Here is a 19000-nt window from a genome sequence, read left to right on the forward strand (position 1 = left end):
ATCTCGGCCCGCTGCCGCGGCGCGGTCAGGGCCCACTCGGCCTGCACGCCGGCCGCCGCGTCCAGGGCGGCCAGGGCGTCCTGACTGGTGGCCGAGGCCAGGGTGGCGATGACCTTGCCGGTGGCCGGGTCCTGCACGTCGAACGTGCCCCCGTCCGAGGCGTCGCGCCACACGCCGTCAATCAGCAGGCCGGTGGGAACCTTGGCGAGCAGCTCGGCTTCGCGTTCGGGCGTAATGGTCATGGTGGTACCTCCGGAAAGACGCAGGGTCGTAGGGTTCACAAAAACGTTAGGGCTCCGGCCGGAATACTGTAAATCCCGGTTTGCACTATGACGCGTGCCTCGCGCTATGCGAACGCACAACCCGGCATCGGGCGGTTCCTGGCGCACGGGACGGCGTCCCGGATCCGCGTGCTTTTGCGGGCCTCAGCGGGCCTCGAGCACCGCCGCGTAGAGCTCGCGCTTGGAGACGCGCTCCTGCTCGGCCACCGCCGCCACGGCGTCCTTCAGCCGCAGCCCGCCATCGACCAGTTCGCGCACCCGCGCCACGTGGTCCACGGCCCTGGCCGGCTCGCCTTCCGGGGCACCGCCGACGACGACGGCGATTTCGCCGCGCACCTCCCCCTCGGCCCATTGGAGCAGCTCCATGAGGGTGCCGCGGCGGACCTCCTCGTGCAGCTTGGTCAGTTCGCGCGCGACGGCGGCCGGACGGTCGGGGCCGAAGGCGTCGGCGAGCGCGCGCAGCATCGGCTCCAGCCGGTGCGGGGCCTCGAAGAACACCATGGTGCGCTGCTCGGCGGCGAGGTCGGCCAGCCGGGAGGCGCGATCCCCGGCCTTGCGCGGCAGGAACCCCTCGAAGGTGAAGCGGTCGGTGGGCAGCCCGGAGAGGGCCAGTGCGGTGAGCACCGCGGAGGGGCCGGGGACCGCCGTGACGTCCACGCCCTCGGCGACGGCGGCCTGGACCAGCCGGAAGCCGGGGTCGGAGACGGCGGGCATCCCGGCGTCGCTGACCACCAGCAGGGTGTTGCCTGCCCGCACCAGGTCCAGCAGCTCGGAGATCCGGGCCACCTCGTTGTGCTCGTGATAGCTGATCAGCCGGCCGGGGACGCGGATTCCCAGCGCCTGGGCCAGGTGGATCAACCGGCGAGTATCCTCGGCGGCGACGATGTCCGCCGTCGTCATCAGCTCAATCAGGCGGGGGGACGCGTCGCCGAGGTTGCCGATGGGTGTTGCAGCCAGCACGATCCGGCCCGTCTTCTGATTTTCCACGGACTCCAGCGTACCCGGCGAGGGACCCGCGCCGAGCGCCAGCGAGGCGTGGGAGCCGGGGAAGCGGTACCCGGCGAGGGACCCGCGCCGAGCGCCAGCGAGGACCGGCTACCGTCGCCTCGGGGTGCCCGCCGGTAGAGTGGCGCAGGTGAGCGCCACGATCCAGCCACCGCGGACCCGATGGGTCCGCGATCCCTCGCGCGCCTTCGACCGCGAGGCGCTGCGCGAACGGCTGCTCGGCGCGCCCGTGCGCTTCGGGGCGTGGGGCTGGATCGTTCCGCTGGCCGTTGCCCTGTTGGCCGGGATCCTGCGCTTCTGGAACCTCGGGCACCCGCACGCCCTGATCTTCGACGAAACCTACTACGTCAAGGACGCCTACACCCTCCTGCAGTCCGGCTACGAGCGGCAGTGGCCCGAGGGCGCCAACGACGCCTTCACCGCCGGCAACCCCGCTCCGCTGGACGCTGCCGCCTACGTCGTGCACCCGCCGTTGGGCAAGTGGCTGATCGCGACGGGCATGATGTTGTTTGGCACGGACAACGGCCTGGGCTGGCGCTTCGCCCCGGCGTTCTTCGGCACGCTGTCCGTGCTGCTGCTGGCGCTGGTGGCGCAGCGGATGTTCTCCTCTGTGGTGCTTGGCGGCCTCGCCGGAGCGCTGCTGGCCATCGAGGGGCACCATCTGGTGCAGTCCCGCACGGCGCTGCTGGACGTGTTCGTGATGTTCTTCGCCCTCGCCGCGTTCTGGGCGCTGGTGGAGGACCGCTTCGACGGCCGGCGGAGGCTGGCCGACCGACTGGCGGCGGCCGCGGGCGCCAACGGAGGCACGCCCCCGGCGTCGCTGCTGCTCTACGGCCCTTGGATGCCGTGGCGGCCGTGGCGGCTTGCGGCCGGCGTGCTGCTCGGCTGCGCACTGGGCGTGAAGTGGTCCTCGCTGGCGTTCGTGGCGGTGTTCGGGCTGATGACGGTGCTGTGGGACGTCCAGGCCCGGCGCGCCGCCGGGGTCCGGCACTGGTTCCTCGGGGCGGTGTTCCGTGAGGGCGTGCCCGCGTTCCTCACCATCATCCCGGCCGCGGCGCTGACCTACCTGGCGACGTGGACCGGATGGCTGGCGACCTCCGGCGGCTACGGCCGCGACTGGGCGGCCACCAACCCGAGCGATGTCTGGGGCTGGCTCCCCCCGTGGCTGCGCTCCCTGGCCGAATACCACCGCAGCGCCTACAGCTTCCACCAGGGCCTGCACTCCGACCACCAGTGGGAGTCCAGCCCCTGGTCCTGGCTGTTCGCCGGCCGCCCGGTGCTGTTCTGGATCGACACCTCGACGCAGGGCGACCCCGGATGCTCCGTCTCCTCCTGCTTCGCCGTCGTCACCGACCTGCCCAATCCGGTGATCTGGTGGTCGGCCACGCTGGCGCTGCCGGTGGTGCTGCTGTTCTGGATCGGGCGGCGCGACTGGCGTGCCGGCGCCATCCTGTCCGGGCTGCTGGCCGGGTACCTGCCCTGGTTCGCCTACCCGGAGCGGACCATGTTCTTCACCTACACCATCGCCTTCGGACCGTTCATGGTGCTGGCCCTGACCTACGTCCTGGGAATGGTGGCCGGCGGGCCCGGAACGCCGCCGGACCGGCGCAGGGCGGGGCTGCTGGCGGTCGGGCTGTTCGTCGCGTTCGCCGTGCTGGTCTCCGCCTTTTTCCTGCCCGTGTGGACGGGCGGCACGCTCCCGTACGAGCTGTACCGGCTGCGGGTCTGGATGCCCAGCTGGGGGTAGCCCCGGTGGCCCGCTCGGGCCGGTTGGTTGGGCGCCACTGGCTCGGCGCACATTGATCCGTCCGCAGTGATGAGGGCAAATAGACTGGACGCGAATCCCTACATGCCTCCAGGAGGACCCCGTGCACGAAGTGAGCACCGACCTGCTTGTGGATCTCCCCGGCAGCTACAGCACCAGCCAACTGCTCCTTGACCGGCTGGCCCGGGGCGGCCAGGCTCCCGTGTACACCGTCAAGCGCGGCAACGCGTGGATCGAGGTGTCCGCCGCCGGCTACGTGGAAACCGTCCGCTCCGTCGCCAAATCCCTGATCGACGCCGGCGTGCGGCCGGGCGATTCGGTCGCCATCATGTCCGGAACGCGCTATGAGTGGGCGGTCGCCGAGCAGGCCATCTGGTTCGCCGGCGCCGTTTCCGTCCCCATCTACGAGACCAGCTCCGCCCACCAGGTCGAATGGATCCTGCGCGACTCCCGGGCACGCCACGCCTTCGCCGAGAACGAATCCCGTGCCGCCGTCGTGCGCGCCGCGGCGGCAATGCTCGATGCCCCCGTGACGGTCTGGACGTTCGACGCCGTCCCGTCCGCGGACGACGACGGCTCGCCGGCCGCCGTCGACACCGCGTCTTCCATCGATACCGTGCCCTCGGCAGACACCGTGCCCTCGGCCGGGCTCGCCGAAATGGCCGCCGCCGGCCGGGCCTCCGGCGTCACCGACGCCCAGGTCGAACTGGCGCGAGCCTCCCGCGGCCTGGCCGACCCCGCGACGGTCGTGTACACCTCCGGCACCACGGGCCGGCCCAAGGGCTGCGTCATGACGCACGCCAACTTCTGCCTGGTCGCGGCGAACCTGGCCCTGCACCTGCCGCAGGTGGTGGGCCCCTCGACCAGCAACCTGATGTTCCTGCCGCTGGCGCACGTGCTGGCCCGGGCGGTGCAGCACGCGTGCCTGCACGCCGGCACGACCGTCAGCCACAGCCAAGGGTCCGCGACCCTGATGGAGGACCTGGCCGCCGTCCAGCCGACATTCCTGCTGGCCGTGCCGCGCATCTTCGAAAAGATCCGGGCCGGGGCCCTGGCCAAGGCGGAGGCGGCCGGCAAGGGCAAGCTGTTTGTGCAGGCCGAGGCGGTGGCGGTCGCCGTTTCCAAGGCCCGCGACACCAGGGCCCGCGGCGAGCGGGTCCGCCGCTCCCCCGTGCTGGCGCTCAAGCACCTGGCCTTCGACCGGCTGGTCTACCCCAAGCTGCGGGCCGTGCTGGGCGGACACGTGCGCTACACCGTGTCCGGCGCCAGCGCGCTCAATCCGGAGCTGACGCACTTCTTCCGCGGCGCCGGGCTGTCGCTGCTGGAGGGCTACGGGCTCACCGAGACTACGGCGCCGGCCACCGTGAACCTGCCCGGCAACACGCGGGTGGGCAGCGTCGGCATCCCGATCCCCGGCACCACGGTCCGGATCGCCAAGGACGGGGAGATCCTGGTCAAGGGCATCGGCGTGTTCGCCGGGTATCACAACAATCCGGAGGCGACGGCGCAGGCCTTCGAGGACGGGTTCTTCAAGACCGGCGACCTGGGCTCGCTGGACAGGGACGGGTTCCTCACCATCACCGGCCGCAAGAAGGACCTGCTGGTGACCGCAAGCGGGAAGAACGTCGCGCCGGGGCCGCTGGAGGAGATCGTGCGCGCCTCGCGGCTGGTCTCCCACGCCATGGTGGTCGGCGAGGGGCGCCCGTTCGTGGGGGCGCTGGTGACGCTGGACCTGGAGGAGGTGGGCCGGTGGGCGCGGTCCAAGGGCCTGCCCGCGCTCACCGCCGAGCAGGCGGCGGTCCACCCGGCGGTGCTTGCCGAGGTCCAGGAAGCGGTCGACGCCGCGAACGCCACCGTTTCCGCCGCGGAGGGCATCCGGAAGTTCATGGTGCTGGCCCACGACTTCACCGAGGAGTCCGGGCACCTGACCCCTTCGCTGAAGCTCAAGCGGATGGCGGTCCTGGAGACCCACGCGGCGCAGATCGAGAGGCTCTACACGCGGTAGGTCCATGCTCGGTAGATCGAAGCACGGTAGGTCGAGACACGATAGGCCCGCGGCTTCGCACGCGGATAGGGCCGAAGCCGCCGCGGCGGCTTCGGACCTATCCGGTGGAGCCCGACTGGTTCAGTCCTAGTGGTCCAGCCCTAGTGGTTCAGCCCTAGTGGTTCAGCCCGAAGTCGCGGGCTTCCTGGCGCAGCCGGGAGCGCTCGCGCCGCCGGGCCGTCGGCCACGTCAGGATCAGGGTGACCACGGAGACCAGCAGCACCAGGCCGGCCACCGAGATCGCCGAATCCACCCAGAATTGCGTCGGGTAGAGGCGGATCAGCGTGTCGTCGAGGCTGAACGTCCACGTCCCCTCCGCGAAGAAGAGGCTGTGGAATCCGGTGAAGAACGCGCGCCAGTTCAAGGTTCCCAGCACGGCCAGGACCACCATCAGGGCGATCGTGGACACCGCTCCGGCGAACAAGCCCCGGCGGATACCGCCGGCATACCGCTTGGCCAGATACAGCGCGATCAGGGCGGCAGCCACAAGCAGGATGAGGCCGGCGGCGAAGGTGGCGGCGATGACGGCCTTGACGTCGGCCATGTGCCCGACCTCGGTGTTCAGGAACAGCGGATTGCCGCTGGCATCCACCAGGCTGCCCAGGTACTCCGGGCCGGCGGTGTTGTTCAGGTAGTCCACGCCGTAGGAACCGTAGGTGAGGCGCTCTGCGGCCGAGAAGCCGTAGGCATCGGCCGGAAAGCCCGGGCGGTTGTACTCGAGCCACAGGAACCACGGGCTGGCGACCAGCTTGATGGCACCGATCAGCAGCAGGAACGGGTAGGCGATCGCCAGGACCGTCTGCAGGATGCGGGCCAGCAGCGGCTTGGCCGCCAGGGCGGCCTCGCGCGCCTCGCTGCGGCGTTGGGCCTCCCCGCCGGAGTCGGAGGAGGCCGCGGCCACCCCGAAGCCCGCGCGCTTGGCCGACCTGAGCGCCCCTTCGCTGTCCGGGGTCGAGGCGGCCACGGGCGGGGGCGTCGGTGTGTGCTCGACCACCGTGGCACCGGAGGCCGACGCCGGCACAACCGGCAGGGCGGATGTTGCGGCCGGCTCGGGCGAGGAAGCGTTCGCCGGGGCGCCGGCCGCGTTGGCCCCGTTGGGCACGTTAGCTGCGTCGAGCGCCGCGGTGGCGCGCGACGGCTGGCCGGATTGCGGCTCCGGGGATGCCTGCTGCTCCTGGGGCGCCGCCTGCCCGGCGTCCGATGCCGGTTCCTCGGGCTCCCCGGCCGCGTTTCTGGAGGACGCGCCGCGGACAGGATCGGCCTGTCCCGCCGGCCCGCTCAATGCGGCGGTCTCGGCCGCTTCACCGTTCGCTGGCTCGGCGGACGCCGCCGGACCGCTGGTCCGGAGCGCCGGTGGTGCCTGGGGTACCTGAGTTGCCTGGGGTGCCTGAGTTGCTTGGGGCTCCTGCGGCGCCGCTTCCCCGGCGCCCGACGCCGGCTGCTCCGGCTCCCCGGCCGTGTGCCTGGAGGAGGCGGTGAGGGCAGGATCGGCCTGTTCGGCCGGCTCGGCGGCTCCGGGCTCCTCGGCAGCGACGGCCGCTGCCCCGGGCAGGCCAAAGAAGCCGGCGGCAACCGGCTTCCGGGCCCCCGACGGCGCCTGCCGGCTCCGGTTCGCCATGCGCGCCTTGGCCGCCCGCTCCAGCTGCTCGGCCTGGCCGGCGAGCTCCGCCATCCTGTCGCGTTTGGCCTGCACCTCTGCAGGCACGGAGTCCTCCGCCACCTCGATGCCGTCCAGCCAGGCCGGGGCGGAGCGGCGGGCCTGCGCGGACATCGAAGAATCCGCAGCTGCCGCATCCGGCCCCTCGGCGTCCGCAGCGGTCGTCTCCGCAACGGCCGGGGCCGGAGAATCCGTGGCACCCGCGTCGTTGCCGGCTTCCGTGCCCGCTGCCGGGGTCTCCGAAGCGGGGGTTTCCGCGGCCGTGGCGGCGATGACGGCCCGCCAGTCCTTTTCGGCGGCGGCGTCCCTTCCCACCGCAGCCTCTTCGTTGCCCTGCGGTGCGGTCTGGTCCTTGTCCGTCATGCGGCGCTTCTCCTCTTTCCCCGGAACCGGTCTTCCCGGCACCCAAGTCGTCTTGTCGGAACCCTGCTCTTCAAACTCTGGTTTTCAAACCCTGCTCTTCAAACGCTGGTCTTCACGCGTCATCTTGGGGCCTCACGCGGCCGGGGCGCTTGCCCCGGCGTCGTACTGTCCCAAATCCCCGGTAACGCCCGCCGCGGCCGCGCGCCGGCCCAGGACCAGAGTGTAGGTCCAGTAGCCGGCCAGCACGGCCAGCCCGATCCCCATGCGGGCCCAGTGCGGCAGCGCGCTGGGCGTCACGAACGCCTCCACCACCCCGGACACCAGCAGGACCAGCACCAGCCCCAACGCCACGGTGATCAGCGCCCGCCCCTCGGCTGCCAGGGCCGCGGCGCGCGTCCTGTTCCCGGGCGACACCCAGGCCCAGAAGATCCGCAGGCCCGCGGCCGCGGCGATGAAGACGGCGGTCAGTTCCATGAAGCCGTGCGGCAGGATGTAAAGGAAAAAGGTGTCCAGTTCCCCATAGGCCGCCATGATGCCGCCGGCCATCCCCACGCCCACCGCGTTCTGGTAGAGCACGAAGGGAACATACAGCCCGGTTACCCCGAACGCGACGCACAACGCCGCGATCAGCGCGTTATTGGTCCACACCGCCCCGGCGAACGACGCGGCGGGGTTCGCCGAGTAGTAATCGACGAATTCGTGGTCGACGTAGGCCCTGATCATCTCGTCGGACCCCATGGCCTTGACCACCTCGGGCGAGGACGCCGTCCACAGCCCGAAGGCCACGGCCAGGGCGCAGAACGCCGTCCCGAGGGCGAGGGTGAGCCACCGCACCCGGTAGAAGGCCGCGGGCAGGGTGGCGGAGAAGAACACCGCGACGTCCTCCAGGAAGTTGCCGCGCGTGCCGGTGAACCGGGTGCGCGCCCGGGACACGCGAGCGGAAAGGTCCGCCGAGACCAGCGTGTCCGGTTCGATCGATCGGACCATCGACAGATGCGTGGAAACCCTCTCATACAGGGAGAGGAACTCGTCGGTTTCGGCGCCGCTGAGGCGGCGCCGGCGCGCGAGGTCGTCAAGCCTGCGCCAGTCGTCCTGGTGTACGGCAACAAACGCATCGAGGTCCACGCTCCCCAGCCTAGCGGGCGAGGGCCCCGCGGCGAGCGAAGCGAGGCGTGGGAGCCCGGTAGGCGCTAGCGGGCGAGGGCCCCGCGGCGAGCGAAGCGAGGCGTGGGAGCCCGGTAGGCGCTAGCGGGCGAGGGCCCCGCGGCGAGCGAAGCGTGTGGGGCAGGCCGCGAGCGGGGCCCCTCGCCGATCCCGCTTAGGTCTCCGGAAAACACCCGTCCGCACAACGCCGGGCATGTTCCGGATGCTCCGGTTCGTCCGGTGCGGCTAGATTGGAAGTGCGGGCGGCCCGGTGCGGACAGCCCCTATGTAGGCAAGGCAGAGATCGGAAGGGGATCCGTGAGCACCGTCATCACCGGCGAGGCCGTGGAGCTGGAACTGCGCGAGGCCAGCTTCGTGCCGCGCGCCGCCGGCTGCGTGATCGACTACGCCGCGTACACCCTCGGCCTCGTGGGCACGCTGATCCTGCTTTCGGAAACGACGGCGCTGCTTGACGCCGCGGCCGGCCGCGCCTGGGGCATCGGCCTTGCGGTGTTCTGGTTCGTCGCCGTCCCGGTCGCCGTCGAGACGCTCAGCCGCGGCAAGTCGCTGGGGCGGCTCGCGCTGGGCCTGCGGATCGTGCGCGACGACGGCGGCTCCATCCGCTTCCGGCATGCCTTCATCCGGGCGATGCTGGCCCTGCTGGAGATCCTGGCCATGATGGGCTCGCTGGCGCTGATGGTTTCCTTCGCCAACCGGCGCGGAAAGCGGCTGGGCGACCTGCTGGCCGGCACCTACTCGATGCGCGAGCGCAGGAAGAAGTTCACGCCCGCTTTGCCCGCGGTGCCCGCGGCCCTGCAGCCGTGGGTGGAGCTGGCGGACCTGGGCCGAGTCCCCGATGCCTTGGCCGCGAAGGTGGCGCGGTTCGGCCGCCAGGCCCCGGCGATGGCCCCGGCCTCGCGGCAGCAGATGGCCGCTGACCTGGCCACCGAGCTGCAGCGCCACGTGGCCCCCGCTCCCCCGCCGGGCACAGGACCCGAGGACTTCCTCGTCGCCGTGATGTCCGAGCGCCGCAACAGGGACTATAGGCGCCTGCTGGCCATCAAGGAACGCCAGCGGGCCGTCGGCGCACGGCTGCACCACCTGCCGTTCGCGGATCGCTGAGGCCCGGACCACCAAGGCCACCGGCCCGAATCCGCGGGTTCGGGGGCACGTTCCAAGCTCCGGCACGGCATCCTCGCCCGCGCTCGCGGCCCACGGTCAAGCTATCGGGGTCGACAGGAGCACACGCATGACCGTTTCCCGGGCAGAGGCCCGAAGCACCGCCACCCGCAGGCCCCGCAACGCCGGCGGCCCGGTTCGTTCGGACGGCTCCGCGCGGCCCGTTTTCCTCCTTGCGCTGGCAGTCCTGGCCACGATCTCGCCGTTCGCCACGGACATGTACCTGCCGGCATTCACCCAGATCACCGGCGAATTCGAGGTGACCGCCTCGGCGGTCCAGCTGACCCTGACGTCCTTCCTGGTGGGCGTCGCCGCGGGCCAACTGGTGTTCGGCCCGCTCTCTGACCGCTTCGGCCGCAAGCCTCCGCTGCTCGTGGGCACGGCGGTCTGCGTGGCCGCTTCCGCCGTCGCCGCGCTGGCCCCCTCCGTCGAGGTGCTGGTGGGGGCGCGCCTGGTGCAGGGGTTCGCGGGGGCCGCGGGCATCGTGATCGGACGCGCGATCGTCGCCGACCTGTTCCAGGGCGCGGAGGCGGCCCGGATCTTCAGCCTGCTCGCCGTCCTCGGCGGCATCGGCCCGATCGCCGCACCGCTCTTCGGCGGCTTCCTCGCCGACCCGCTAGGCTGGCGCGGCGTCATGGGCGTGCTCTGCGCCCTGACCGTCGGCATGCTGCTGGTGGCGGTGTTCCTCGTCAAAGAGCCCCCACGGACGGAAACTCCTCCCGGCGCGCCGCGGGCGAACGGCCTCGGCGTCCTGCGCAACCGCCACTTCGCCGCGCACGGGCTGATCAAGATGTTCGGCTACATGGTCCTCATGGGCTACATCGCCGCCTCACCGTTCATCTTCCAGAACATGATCGGCGTCGGCCCCCTCGGCAGCGGGCTGCTGTTCGCGCTCAACTCCGTGGGCCTGATCTCGGCCAATTCGCTCAACGCGCGGCTGGTGCGCCGCTTCGGCCCCCGGCGCATGCTGTTCTGCGGCCTGTGGGTGCTGACCGCCGCGGCCGTGCTGCTGGGCGTGCTGGTCGCCGCTTCGCTTCCGGCCTACCTGCTGCCCATTCCCCTGGTGCTGCTGGTCGGCTCCATGGGCCTGATCTTCGGCAACGCGGTCGCCCTGGCCATGCAGCACACCCGCGGCGCCGCCGGCACCGGGTCCGCCTTCATCGGGTTCAGCCAGTTCATCGGCGGCGCGGCCGTCGCACCGCTGGTGGGACTGGCCGGCGAATCGAGCGCGCTGCCGCTGGCCGCCGTCGTGCTCGCCGGCTGCGCCGCCGCCTGGGTCTGCTTCGCGGTCGGCCGCCCGGCCGCTCCCTAGCGCGGCCCACAAGCGCAAAGGCCGGGTTCGGCACCCGCGGAGGGTGCCGAACCCGGCCTTTGCGACGCGGCGTCAGTAGCGGTAGTGCTCGGCCTTGTACGGGCCGGCGACGTCCAGGCCCAGGTACGAGGCCTGGTCCTTGGTCAGTTCGGTCAGCTCCACGCCCAGCGCGTCCAGGTGCAGGCGGGCGACCTTCTCGTCGAGGATCTTCGGCAGCACGTAGACCTCGTTGCCGTACTCGAGGCCCTCCGCGCCGGCGGCCTGCTGGCCGTGCTTGGTGAAGAGCTCGATCTGCGCGATGGTCTGGTTCGCGAACGAGTTGCTCATCACGAACGACGGGTGCCCGGTGGCGTTGCCGAGGTTGAGCAGGCGGCCCTCGGACAGGACGATGATGGATCGCTCCGCGTCCGTGCCGGCGTCGAAGACCCACTCGTGCACCTGCGGCTTGATCTCCACCTTCGTGACGCCCGGGACCGCGGCCAGGCCGGCCATGTCGATCTCGTTGTCGAAGTGGCCCACGTTGCCGACGATCGCCTTGTTCTTCATCCTGACCATGTCCGCGGCCATGATGATGTCCTTGCCGCCGGTGGTGGTGATGAAGATGTCACCCTGGTCCAGCACGGACTGCAGGGTGGCGACCTGGTAGCCGTCCATGGCGGCCTGCAGGGCGCAGATCGGGTCGATTTCGGTGACGATCACGCGGGCGCCCTGCCCGCGCAGCGCCTCCGCGGCGCCCTTGCCGACGTCGCCGTAGCCGCACACGACGGCGACCTTGCCGCCCATGAGCACGTCGGTGGCGCGGTTGATGCCGTCCGGCAGGGAGTGGCGGATGCCGTACTTGTTGTCGAACTTGCTCTTGGTGACCGAGTCGTTGACGTTGATCGCCGGGAAGAGGAGCTTGCCCTGCTCGGCCAGCTGGTACAGGCGCAGCACGCCGGTGGTGGTCTCCTCCGAGACGCCCTTGATGCCGGCCGCCGTCCGGGTCCATTTCTGCGGGTCCGCCGCCACCGAGGCGCGCAGCACGTCGAGGATGAGCCGGTACTCGTGGGAGTCCTCCTCGGTGGCCGCGGGCACGGCGCCGGCGGCCTCGAACTCGACGCCCTTGTGCACCAAGAGGGTGGCGTCGCCGCCGTCGTCCAGGATCATGTTGGGTCCCAGCTCCGGGTTCTCGGCGGCTCCGGGCCAGGTGAGGATCTGCTCGGCGGTCCACCAGTACTCTTCGAGCGATTCGTTCTTCCAGGCGAACACCGGCACGCCCTGCGGGTCCTCCGGGGTGCCCGTGCCGACCACGACCGCCGCCGCGGCCTCGTCCTGGGTGGAGAAGATGTTGCAGGAGGCCCAACGGACCTCGGCACCGAGGGCGGTGAGGGTCTCGATCAGCACCGCGGTCTGGACCGTCATGTGCAGGGAGCCGGCGATGCGGGCGCCCTTGAGCGGCTGGGCCTCGCCGAATTCGCGGCGCAGGGACATCAGGCCGGGCATCTCATGCTCGGCGAGGCGGATCTGGTGGCGACCGGCCTCGTGCAGGCTGATGTCGGCGATCTTGTATTCGAAAGTCATGCGGGGACTACTCCTGGGTGTCGCTGGGGGCGTCGCCGGAGGGGCGAAGCAGTACGGGGATGCCGTCGATGATGCCGTAGGTGCAGGGCACGCCGTTGGGGCCGTCGACGGTGGAGACCAGTTGGTCCCCGTGCTGGACGAGCGTGGATCCGGTCACCGGGCAGCGCAGGACAGCCAGGAGCTGCGCGGAAATGTTGGCCATGCCCCCAGTTTATGGGCTTAGCGCTGGTCCCGCAGAATGCGCAGGTGCCTGCGGGTCAACTCTCCGCCGGGCGGCGGCTCGAGCGGGTCCGGCGAGGTGCGCGGGCCGGCCTGATCCTCGGCGGGGACGGCCTCGCGGGCGGGGGCCGGCTGGCGCAGCGCATCGGCCAGCGCGTAGATGTCCTCCGGGTCCAACGGGGCCTGGCCCGGCATCTCCAGCCGCAGGACGTTCCACCCCAGCGGAACGGTCAGGCGTCCGGCATGGATGGCGCAAAGGTCGTAGCAGTGCGGTTCGGCATACGTTGCCAGCGGTCCGAGCACCGCCGTGGAATCGGCGTAGACGTATGTCAACGTCGCCACGGCCGGCTGCCGGCAGGCGGAGCGTGAACAGAGTCTGATGGATCCCACGAGCCACTAGCGTACCCGCCCCCGACCCCGTTGCGCGGCAGGCGCGGCCGTACCCGCCCGCTCCGCGGCACGGCCCGTTCCCGCACCGGCGCGGAGAGGGCTAGGCTCGATGCATGCCACACGACCTGTTCATCGACCTCGAGCCCACGTCCCCGGACGGGACGCCGGGCGAGGGCCGGGTGCGTTCCTTCGCGGAACGGCGGCGCAACCGCCACGGGCGCGGGCTGCGCGGGCAGTTGATGCTGCCCCAACTGCCCGGGTCGCGCACGCGGTACGAGCGCTTCGAGGATCTGGTGCTGGAATCGGCCGAACGCCTCGAGGACCTGTGGGGAGAACGGATCTCCCGGATCGAGTTCATGGTGGATCTGGTGCCGGGCAAGAAGGCGCTGGACCGGGCGGCGGCGTCCGGGCAGCGCGTCCCGCTCGGCCGGGCCGTGACCGGGTCCCCACGCAGGCACGCCAGCATCACGGTGTACCGGCGTCCGGTCGAGGAGCTGGCCGGCAACTCGATGGACCTGCCCGAGGTGGTGCACGACGTCGTCGTGGAACTCGCGGCCGAACTGCTCGCCATGGCCCCGGAGGACGTGGACCCGGACTACGGGCGCGGGCACCGGGACCACTAGAAGAGTCCACCCTCCGGGCCCCGGCGAAGGTGCCGGGGCCCGGAGGGTGGCTCGGGTTCGGTGGTTGGAACCCCTAGTAGCTGATGACCTGGGGTTGGCCGAGGTGCTTGAGGCCCTCGACGCCGAACTCGAGGCCGTAGCCGGAGGTCTTGGCCCCGCCGAAGGGCACGCGCGGGTCCACGTTGCCGTGCTTGTTGATCCACACGGTCCCGGCCTGGATGCGGGAGGCGACCTCGCGCGCCGCGGCCGTGTCGGAGGACCAGACCGAGGCGCCCAGGCCCACGTCCAGGGCGTTGGCCTTCTCGACGGCCTCCTCAATGGTGGAGTACCTGATGATGGGCAGGGCCGGGCCGAACTGCTCCTGGGCGACCAGCGGGTTGTCGTTGTCGATGTCGGCGACCAGGGTGGTCGGGTAGAAGTGGCCGGGCCGGGACTCGTCCGGGTTGCCGCCGGTGACGATCCGGGCCCCGGAGTCCCTGGCCGCGTCCACGAGGTTCGCGACGATGTCGTACTGGGCCCTGTTCTGCAGCGGGCCCAGCACGTTGTTCTCGTCCAGCCCGTGGCCCATGGGCATCTTCTTCGCGACCTCGGCCAGGGCGGCGACGGTCTCCTCGTAGATGTCCTCGTGCACGTACAGCCGCTTCAGGGCCGCACAGGTCTGGCCGGTGTTGATGAACGCACCCCAGAACAGGCCCTCGGCGATCGCGGCCGGGTCCGCGTCCGGCAGCACGATGCCGGCGTCGTTGCCGCCGAGCTCCAGGGTCAGGCGCTTCACCGTGTCCGCGGAGGAGCGGATGATGGCCTTGCCGGTGGCGGTGGAGCCGGTGAACATGACCTTGCCGATCACCGGGTGCTCGGCAAGCCGCGCGCCGACGTCGCGGCCGCCGGAGACCACCTGGAGCACGTTGCCCGGCAGCACGCCGTTGAGCACGTGCGCCAGCGCCAGCACCGACAGCGGGGTGTACTCGGAGGGCTTCATGACCACGGTGTTGCCCATCCGCAGCGAGGGGGCCAACTGCCACACGGCGATCATCATCGGCCAGTTCCACGGCCCGATCGCCCCGACCACCCCGATCGGGCGGTGGTGCAGCTCGGCCCGTCCGCCCTCGTCATCGACCAGGACCTCGGGCTCGAGCTCGAAGGACGCGGTGGCGCGCAGCCACGCCGCGCACCCGCCGACCTCGAAGCGGGCGTTCGGGCCGTTCAGCGGCTTGCCCTGCTCGCGGGAGAGCAGCACCGCGAGGGCCTCCGCGTTGGCCTCGACCGCGTCCGCGGCCCGGAGCAGAAACCCGCTGCGCTCGGCGTGGGACAGCGCGCCCCACCCCGGCTGCGCGGCGCGGGCCGCGTTGATCGCGGCCTCCAGGTCCTCGACCGTGTGCTCGGGCGCCCGGCCCACCACCTGTCCGGTGGCCGGATCCAGGATCTCCCGCCCGCCCGCGGCCGGCTCGATCACGGCCAGCAGGTCCTCATAGGTGGCAAAACTGGTGGTGGCTTCGGTGGTCATGTCTTGTTCTCCTAAGTGAAAGGTGGCCGCTAGGCCGAGAGGACCGGCTGGGCGGAGTTGGCGGAGTTGGCGGCCTCGGCATCGAGGGCGGCGTTGACGGCGCGCGCGGCGTCGAGGCCGCTTTCGATGGCTCCGTCGATGAAGCCGCCCCACCCGTTGGCGAAGTCGGATCCGGCCAGCCGGATGCGGCCCTCGGGGCGCTGGAGCTCGGCCAGGGAACCGGTGAGGTAGCCGGTGTAGTGCATGGGCCAGGTGGAGCGGGAGTACTCGTCGTCGACCCAGTTGTGCCCGGCGACCTCGAGGACTTCCAACCCGGGGACCAGGGTGTCGAGGATGCCCTGGGCCGCTTCGGCGTCGTTGACGTCGATGGCGGCGGCGTCGGGGCCGAAGCAGACCAGGGTGGTGGTGTCCTCGTCGATGTACTCGGCCTGGACGAAGTTCAGCGGTGCGTTTTCCGGGCCCATGGCGACGAAGCGTTCCTGCCGGCCCTTGACCTTGATCCAGAGCTTGGCTCCGCGGCCGGCCTGGCCGCGCGCCGCGGCCTGCCGCTTGGCGGGCGAGAGGGCCGGGTGGATGTCGATGTCGTTGAGCACGCCCAGCGGCAGGGCCAGGACCAGCTGCCGTGCCGAGAACTGCTTGCCGTCCGCGGCCTGTACGAGCACTCCGGAGCCGTCCTGGACGATGGAGACGACCTTCTGGTTCAGCCGCAGGTCGGCGGTGGAGTCGGCCAGGATCGCCTCGGCCAGGCGCCGGGTGCCGCCCTCGACCTTGAAGGACGCGCAGGCCTCGAACATGGTCTGCCAGGATCCGGTGGCGACGGCGCACCAGCGCAGGGCCTGGGTGTAGGCGGCCTGGTCGAGCTTGCCGTTGAAGTTCAGTGCCCAGAAGGAACGCAGGATCCGGCGCTGCTCCTCGGTCAGGTCCAGCCGGTCGATGGCCTCGGAAAGGGTGATGCCGTCGATGTCCGCGACCTCCGGGTTCGCCAAAGGCGACCACGGCAGGGGGAAGTAGCGGCGCGCGTCGGCCAGGAGCGCTTGGTTGGGTGCGTCCAGCAGCGCAAGCAGGTCGTCGGCGTGGCCTTGGTGGGCGGTGCCGCCGGCGGTCCAGTAGGCCGTGGTGAAGTCGGGTCCCGGGACGGGGTTGATGCCGTAGCGTCCCATTTCGGCCCAGACGAAAGGCTGGGTCCAGTGCACCCAGGTGCCGCCCAGTTCAAGGTTACGGCCCAGATGCTCTTCGAGGTGGGTGCGCCCGGCGATCCGGTCACGGGCCTCGAGGAGGGTGGTCTTGTGGCCGCGGCGGGAAAGTTCGCGGGCCGCGACGAGGCCGGCGAAGCCGGCGCCGACAACGATGACGTCAGAAGTTTCCATGCTTGCGGTGATCCTTAGCTGTAGACGAAGAATTCGACGGTGGGCTCGAGGACGGCCCAGCGGGTCATCGCGCCCTGGGAAAGGGAGGCCATGGAGCCTGCGGTGAGGTCGAAGGTGTCCCCGCCCTCGACCTCGATGCGCAGGTGCCCGGAGACGATGTAGACGGTTTCGTCCTGGTGGATGGGCAGGTCGAAAGGTTCCGGAGCCTCCTCGGGAGTCACCTGCCAGATGCCACCGGACAGGGTGTCGTTTCCGTTGTCGCCGGGGCGGCGAAGCCACTGGACGGTGCCGAGCTCGAACGGCTCGAACTTGGTCGCGTCGTGCTGGGCATGGAAGACCTGGGACATGATGTGGTTTCTCTTTCTTGTTGGTGTTTCTTGGCGAGGTCGAAAACTGTGCGGCGGCCGCTAGCGGGGTTCGCGCAGCAGCGGGAGCCGGTCCTGGAAGCGCCGCCGGATGACGTACAGGATCAGGGACAGCAGGAGGAAGCCGACGCCGATGGCCAGCTCCACGGGCCCTCCATAGCCGGACAGTTGCGAGGAGGAGGCTCCGATGACCAGGACGGCCGCGCCGTAGACGGTGAGGACTGCGGCCAGGGGAACGGCCCATCCGCCGAGCCTGAAGCTGCGCGGGGCGTCCGGGCGGTCCTTGCGCAGGAGCAGGAAGCCCGAGACGGCCAGGAGGATGGCCAGCAGGTAGCCGATGTTGGCCGCCACCAGGATGCCGATCGGGTTGGACACGAACAGCACCAGCAGGATGTTCATCACGACGGCGGCCACGATCGCCCGGGCGGGAACCTGATGGCGGTTGAGGACCTCGAACTGGCGGGGCACCAGGCCGTCGACGGCCGCCCCGTACAGGGCCCGGGAGCCGTCGGCCATGCTCGCGTTCACGCCCATCAGCAGCGCCCCGATGGTGATCACGAGCGCGGCGTCGCCGGCGAAGCCGGCGGGCAGGACGGATGCGAAGCCGCTGACGAACACGGCGGTCGGGTCCGCGGCGGCGTCGGCCTGGGAAACCAGTCCGCCGATGCCAATCGGGACGAGGGCGAACATCATGAAGGTGTAGGCGCCGGAGGAGGACAGGGCGCGCCGGGCGTCCTTGGTGCTGCGGTACTCGGGGGTGAACGCCGCGCACATCTCGGTGCCGTAGGCCGTCCATCCGACGAGGTAGAGCCACACGGCCGCGTCCTGCCAGCCGCCCCAGTGGTCGGCCCCGGACTGGCCGAGCCCCCAGGCCAGGTTGGACGCGTCCCACTGCCCGCTGACCAGCGGAGCCACCACGAACGTCAGCAGCGGAATCAGCAGCAGCGCGCCCAGGACCTTGTTCACCCATGCGGCCGGCTGGGCGCCGAAGAGGTTGGGCACCATGATCACCAGGATCAGGAGGATGCCGATCAGCTGCGCCAAGCCGACCTGCAGGAAGCCGAGGTCCAGGGCCCAGGCGGCGTCGGGGAACCACCGGACCTGGATGATCGCGCCGGCGGTGAGGCTCACGATCGAGATCACCGCGGACCAGCCGAACCAGTAGCCGAAGGTCGCCAGGGCGCCGGCGGGGGCAAAGCGCTCCTTCCAGGCCTCGTGGGCGTAGACCGGGACGCCCCCGGGCTTGTCCGGGAACATCGAGGCCATCTCCGCGAAGAGGTGGTTCTGGGCCCACCCGATCCCGGCCGCCAGCGCCCAGATGAACATCGCGGACAGGGCGCCGATTGCCGCCATCGTCGGCCCGAAGGAAACGAACAGTCCGCCTGAAACGGCCATCGCCAGGGCGAACGCGTCCTGCCACCGCAACGTGCGGTGCAGCGCCGGCGGCGCGTCGGTGTGGTGGGTCAACTCAGCCATGGTCCGGCCTTTCGACAAGAGCGAGGGGCTCTGAAAACGGAGGGAGAACGCGTGGTCCGCGTCACATGCTTAAAACTATGCAGTTGCTTAGTTCTACGTGTCAAGAGGGCCTGATGGAGGCTAGACTCTGGGTGTGGCAACGGATCGGATCAACAAGTACGGCAAGGGCCGCGAGGCGCTTTTGGAGGCAACCGTCAGCGTGGTCGCCGAACGCGGCCTGCAGGGCCTGACCTTCCGTGCCGTGGCCGAGCTGGCGGGAGTCAACAACACGCTGATCAGCCACCATTTCGGGACGAAGGATGCGCTGCTCCATGAGGCCGTTGCCTGGGCCACCGCCCGGTCCATCAGGCTCAGCGACCTCTCCGCGGCCGAAATCGTCAACGAGGACTTTGCCCGCAACCTCGTCGAACTCGTGGCCAGGGAGCCCCAGCTGCAGATTTTCCAGTACGAATTCGTGCTGGAGTCCCGGCGCCGCCCGGACCTGCGTGAAGAAGCCGTGGCGCTTTACGAGGGCTACATCGAGGCGCTTGAGGTGGCGTTGATCCGCCAAGGGCACACGAACACGAAGCCCTTGGCCCGGGCCGTTTTCGCGGCGCTGGACGGACTCGTTATCCAACAATTGACCGTGGCCGACGCCGGCGTCGTGCGCGAGGCCATCGAATGCATCGGGCAGCTCCTCGAGGCGAACCTCGCCCGAAAGAATGCCCAGGAGAACCTGTCCGGAACCGGCGGCCGGCCCGGGTGATC

General features: G+C 70.7%; 17 protein-coding genes. 6 read left to right on the forward strand and 11 right to left on the reverse strand.

Annotated features, from left to right (window positions below; all coding sequences use genetic code 11):
- A partial coding sequence (locus ABD912_RS08395) for an aldehyde dehydrogenase family protein (RefSeq protein ID WP_345149994.1) occupies positions 1 to 242 on the reverse strand: 242 nt, incomplete at its 3' end.
- Between the two features lie 183 nt (positions 243 to 425).
- A complete protein-coding gene (gene rsmI / locus ABD912_RS08400) occupies positions 426 to 1268 on the reverse strand; it encodes a 16S rRNA (cytidine(1402)-2'-O)-methyltransferase (protein WP_345149996.1) in 843 nt (280 codons plus the stop codon).
- Between the two features lie 148 nt (positions 1269 to 1416).
- Between rsmI and ABD912_RS08405 the strand changes: the two genes are divergently transcribed.
- Both ABD912_RS08405 and ABD912_RS08410 read left to right on the forward strand, forming a co-directional pair.
- Positions 1417 to 3033: a dolichyl-phosphate-mannose--protein mannosyltransferase gene (locus ABD912_RS08405; protein ID WP_345149997.1), complete on the forward strand. Its 1617-nt coding sequence runs from the start codon at positions 1417 to 1419 to the stop codon at positions 3031 to 3033.
- Positions 3034 to 3154: 121 nt separating this feature from the next.
- Positions 3155 to 5056, forward strand: a complete 1902-nt coding sequence (locus tag ABD912_RS08410) for an AMP-dependent synthetase/ligase (protein ID WP_345149999.1) — start codon at positions 3155 to 3157, stop codon at positions 5054 to 5056.
- Positions 5057 to 5210: 154 nt separating this feature from the next.
- Here the strand turns inward: ABD912_RS08410 and ABD912_RS08415 are convergent, their stop codons facing one another.
- Both ABD912_RS08415 and ABD912_RS08420 read right to left on the reverse strand, forming a co-directional pair.
- Positions 5211 to 7115 (reverse strand): TIGR01906 family membrane protein, encoded by a 1905-nt coding sequence (locus tag ABD912_RS08415; protein ID WP_345150000.1) that lies wholly within the window; start codon positions 7113 to 7115, stop codon positions 5211 to 5213.
- A gap of 132 nt (positions 7116 to 7247) precedes the next feature.
- Positions 7248 to 8240 carry a stage II sporulation protein M gene (locus ABD912_RS08420; protein WP_345150002.1) on the reverse strand — a complete coding sequence of 331 codons (993 nt, stop codon included), beginning with the start codon at positions 8238 to 8240 and terminating at the stop codon, positions 7248 to 7250.
- A 336-nt stretch (positions 8241 to 8576) separates the two neighbouring features.
- Between ABD912_RS08420 and ABD912_RS08425 the strand changes: the two genes are divergently transcribed.
- Together ABD912_RS08425 and ABD912_RS08430 are read left to right on the forward strand one after the other, a co-directional pair.
- Positions 8577 to 9380: an RDD family protein gene (locus tag ABD912_RS08425; protein WP_345150003.1), complete on the forward strand. Its 804-nt coding sequence runs from the start codon at positions 8577 to 8579 to the stop codon at positions 9378 to 9380.
- A 127-nt stretch (positions 9381 to 9507) separates the two neighbouring features.
- Positions 9508 to 10749: a multidrug effflux MFS transporter gene (locus ABD912_RS08430; RefSeq protein WP_345150004.1), complete on the forward strand. Its 1242-nt coding sequence runs from the start codon at positions 9508 to 9510 to the stop codon at positions 10747 to 10749.
- 72 nt (positions 10750 to 10821) lie between these two features.
- Here the strand turns inward: ABD912_RS08430 and ahcY are convergent, their stop codons facing one another.
- The 3 genes from ahcY to ABD912_RS08445 are packed head-to-tail and all read right to left on the reverse strand — an operon-like array spanning position 10822 to position 12918.
- The gene (gene ahcY / locus ABD912_RS08435) at positions 10822 to 12309 is read right to left on the reverse strand and encodes an adenosylhomocysteinase (RefSeq protein ID WP_345150005.1); all 1488 of its coding nucleotides are present in this window, start codon (positions 12307 to 12309) and stop codon (positions 10822 to 10824) included.
- 7 nt (positions 12310 to 12316) lie between these two features.
- Positions 12317 to 12511, reverse strand: coding sequence for a Trm112 family protein (locus ABD912_RS08440; RefSeq protein WP_345150006.1), 195 nt, complete (start codon positions 12509 to 12511; stop codon positions 12317 to 12319).
- 17 nt (positions 12512 to 12528) lie between these two features.
- On the reverse strand, positions 12529 to 12918 hold the full coding sequence (locus ABD912_RS08445; RefSeq protein WP_345150007.1) for a DUF3499 domain-containing protein: 390 nt from the start codon (positions 12916 to 12918) through the stop codon (positions 12529 to 12531).
- A gap of 113 nt (positions 12919 to 13031) precedes the next feature.
- Between ABD912_RS08445 and ABD912_RS08450 the strand changes: the two genes are divergently transcribed.
- Complete coding sequence (locus tag ABD912_RS08450; RefSeq protein ID WP_345150009.1) at positions 13032 to 13541, forward strand: metallopeptidase family protein; 510 nt, start codon at positions 13032 to 13034, stop codon at positions 13539 to 13541.
- 73 nt (positions 13542 to 13614) lie between these two features.
- Here the strand turns inward: ABD912_RS08450 and ABD912_RS08455 are convergent, their stop codons facing one another.
- From ABD912_RS08455 to ABD912_RS08470, 4 genes are read right to left on the reverse strand one after another with little or no spacing between them, the layout of a single operon-like run.
- Positions 13615 to 15045 carry an aldehyde dehydrogenase family protein gene (locus ABD912_RS08455; protein ID WP_345150011.1) on the reverse strand — a complete coding sequence of 477 codons (1431 nt, stop codon included), beginning with the start codon at positions 15043 to 15045 and terminating at the stop codon, positions 13615 to 13617.
- Positions 15046 to 15074: 29 nt separating this feature from the next.
- Positions 15075 to 16412: a flavin monoamine oxidase family protein gene (locus tag ABD912_RS08460; protein WP_345150013.1), complete on the reverse strand. Its 1338-nt coding sequence runs from the start codon at positions 16410 to 16412 to the stop codon at positions 15075 to 15077.
- A gap of 14 nt (positions 16413 to 16426) precedes the next feature.
- Positions 16427 to 16759 (reverse strand): cupin domain-containing protein, encoded by a 333-nt coding sequence (locus tag ABD912_RS08465; protein WP_345150015.1) that lies wholly within the window; start codon positions 16757 to 16759, stop codon positions 16427 to 16429.
- Positions 16760 to 16819: 60 nt separating this feature from the next.
- Positions 16820 to 18253 (reverse strand): APC family permease, encoded by a 1434-nt coding sequence (locus ABD912_RS08470; protein WP_345150016.1) that lies wholly within the window; start codon positions 18251 to 18253, stop codon positions 16820 to 16822.
- Positions 18254 to 18386: 133 nt separating this feature from the next.
- On the opposite strand from ABD912_RS08470, the gene ABD912_RS08475 reads away from it, so the two are divergent.
- A complete protein-coding gene (locus ABD912_RS08475) occupies positions 18387 to 18998 on the forward strand; it encodes a TetR/AcrR family transcriptional regulator (protein WP_345150017.1) in 612 nt (203 codons plus the stop codon).
- Positions 18999 to 19000: the final 2 nt, after the last annotated feature.

Source organism: Arthrobacter ginkgonis, from assembly GCF_039540195.1.
GTDB lineage: Bacteria > Actinomycetota > Actinomycetes > Actinomycetales > Micrococcaceae > Zafaria > Zafaria ginkgonis.

Bases quoted from the DNA above. Each gene is read 5' to 3' on its own strand.
- ahcY (WP_345150005.1), bottom strand. From the start codon at position 12,309: ATGACTTTCGAATACAAGATCGCCGACATCAGCCTGCACGAGGCCGGT.
- ABD912_RS08455 (WP_345150011.1), bottom strand. From the start codon at position 15,045: ATGACCACCGAAGCCACCACCAGTTTTGCCACCTATGAGGACCTGCTG.
- ABD912_RS08450 (WP_345150009.1), top strand. From the start codon at position 13,032: ATGCCACACGACCTGTTCATCGACCTCGAGCCCACGTCCCCGGACGGG.
- ABD912_RS08460 (WP_345150013.1), bottom strand. From the start codon at position 16,412: ATGGAAACTTCTGACGTCATCGTTGTCGGCGCCGGCTTCGCCGGCCTC.
- ABD912_RS08440 (WP_345150006.1), bottom strand. From the start codon at position 12,511: ATGGCCAACATTTCCGCGCAGCTCCTGGCTGTCCTGCGCTGCCCGGTG.
- ABD912_RS08415 (WP_345150000.1), bottom strand. From the start codon at position 7,115: ATGACGGACAAGGACCAGACCGCACCGCAGGGCAACGAAGAGGCTGCG.
- ABD912_RS08430 (WP_345150004.1), top strand. From the start codon at position 9,508: ATGACCGTTTCCCGGGCAGAGGCCCGAAGCACCGCCACCCGCAGGCCC.
- ABD912_RS08465 (WP_345150015.1), bottom strand. From the start codon at position 16,759: ATGTCCCAGGTCTTCCATGCCCAGCACGACGCGACCAAGTTCGAGCCG.
- ABD912_RS08470 (WP_345150016.1), bottom strand. From the start codon at position 18,253: ATGGCTGAGTTGACCCACCACACCGACGCGCCGCCGGCGCTGCACCGC.